The 1,406-nt window shown below is 51.7% G+C and carries 2 protein-coding genes; one reads left to right on the forward strand and one right to left on the reverse strand.

Annotation, left to right across the window (positions count from 1 at the left end; all coding sequences use genetic code 11):
• Nucleotides 1–136: 136 nt before the first annotated feature.
• Nucleotides 137–394, reverse strand: coding sequence for a hypothetical protein (locus DQG13_RS30265; protein WP_113023918.1), 258 nt, complete (start codon nucleotides 392–394; stop codon nucleotides 137–139).
• 298 nt (nucleotides 395–692) lie between these two features.
• On the opposite strand from DQG13_RS30265, the gene DQG13_RS30275 reads away from it, so the two are divergent.
• The gene (locus DQG13_RS30275; protein WP_258525951.1) at nucleotides 693–1,394 is read left to right on the forward strand and encodes an IS4 family transposase; all 702 of its coding nucleotides are present in this window, start codon (nucleotides 693–695) and stop codon (nucleotides 1,392–1,394) included.
• Nucleotides 1,395–1,406 lie beyond the last annotated feature (12 nt).

Raw genomic sequence — 1,406 nt, forward strand, 5'->3', positions numbered from 1 at the left:
ACCTGTAAAATTCATATGAATTTACATGGAAAAACCATAAAAAAACTCCTATTGTAGAGAGAGGCACGTTATCCATCTCTCCACAAAGGAGTCACCTATGGATAACATACCGAATGAAACCGTCATTTGTCAATGCTTACGCTTGCTTGACCTTGAAGAATATCGTTCTTGGTTTGTCGATCATCGTTCTCAAAAACTGTTCAGCGGCGCCGCGATCCAGCTTTTTGTGGAATCGCAACTGTGCCAGCGCCAGTCCTTTGACGAAATGGCAGAGCATTTGAACGCCAACTCCGCCCTCCAGCGCTTGACCGGTTTGGAGAGCATCAGCGCTTCTCAACTGTCCCGCAAACTCAAAGCCCTGGATACGGCTTCCTTGCAAGATCTCTTTGTTCATCTGGTCAGCCGCATTCAGGCACTCCAGCCGGAGGCACACGGGTTAAAAAAACGGATCGGCGTGCTGCATCTCATTGATTCCACCAAGCTGACCTTGCCTCCTATCCTGAGCAGATGGGCCTTCTGCTCCCAAACCAACTGCGGGATTAAAATGCACACCCGCTTTGTGGTCGGTAGTCCCGAAGCCATGTATCCGGATCGGATCATCGCTTCCACCCAGGATGTGAGCGACCACGAAGTCGTGTTGGAATTGGCTGTGGATCAAGAGGCGACCCACATCATGGATCGGGGCTANAATCATCGCCTCTACCCAAGATGTAAGCGACCACGAAGTCGTGTTGGAATTGGCTGTGGATCAAGAGGCGACCCACATCATGGATCGGGGCTACCCCAAGTACGAACACTTGGAGCAGTGGGTGAAAAACAAGATCCGCTTTGTGATTCGCGTCAAGGAAAACAGCCGGTTGAAGATCCTCACCACCCGGGACATTCCGGTACGGGCCACACGCATTCGGCTCGATGCCGATGTTCAATTGCCCGACCGCGACGTGGTGGTGCGGCTGGTGGAGTTTGAGGATGAACAGAACCGGCGCTACCGGGTGGTCACCAACCGATGGGACGTATCGGCACAGGACATCGCTCAGATGTACCGCAACCGATGGCTGATCGAACTGTTTTTCAAATGGATCAAGCAGCATCTGCGGCTGGTGCATGTGTATGGATACACGGAAGCCTCCATTTGCAACCAACTGTACCTCGCCTTAATCGCGTATGCGGTCTGCTTGATCGTGAAGCTGGAGCAACAAGCCTCCCAGAGCATCTGGAAACTCCTGCAGCTGATCCGGATTTATGCCGATGCCCCGTGGAAGAAGTGGATGGCAGCCGTGAATCGAAAGCCCAGTCGAAGCTCCAAAGGAAGACAAAAGAAAAAGGGACGACGACCGCAAGTACCCAAGAAGTCACAGAAGCCCAAGAAAGTGATTAGCCCAAAATTAGGATAATTCCCTTTTTTT

The organism is Paenibacillus sp. YN15 (assembly GCF_003285005.1).
Taxonomy (GTDB): domain Bacteria; phylum Bacillota; class Bacilli; order Paenibacillales; family NBRC-103111; genus Paenibacillus_AR.

What these genes read in the sequence shown, in the direction of transcription:
- DQG13_RS30265 (WP_113023918.1), bottom strand. Translation starts at nt 394, where the DNA reads ATGAACAAAGAGATCTTGCAAGGAAGCCGTATCCAGGGCTTTGAGTTT.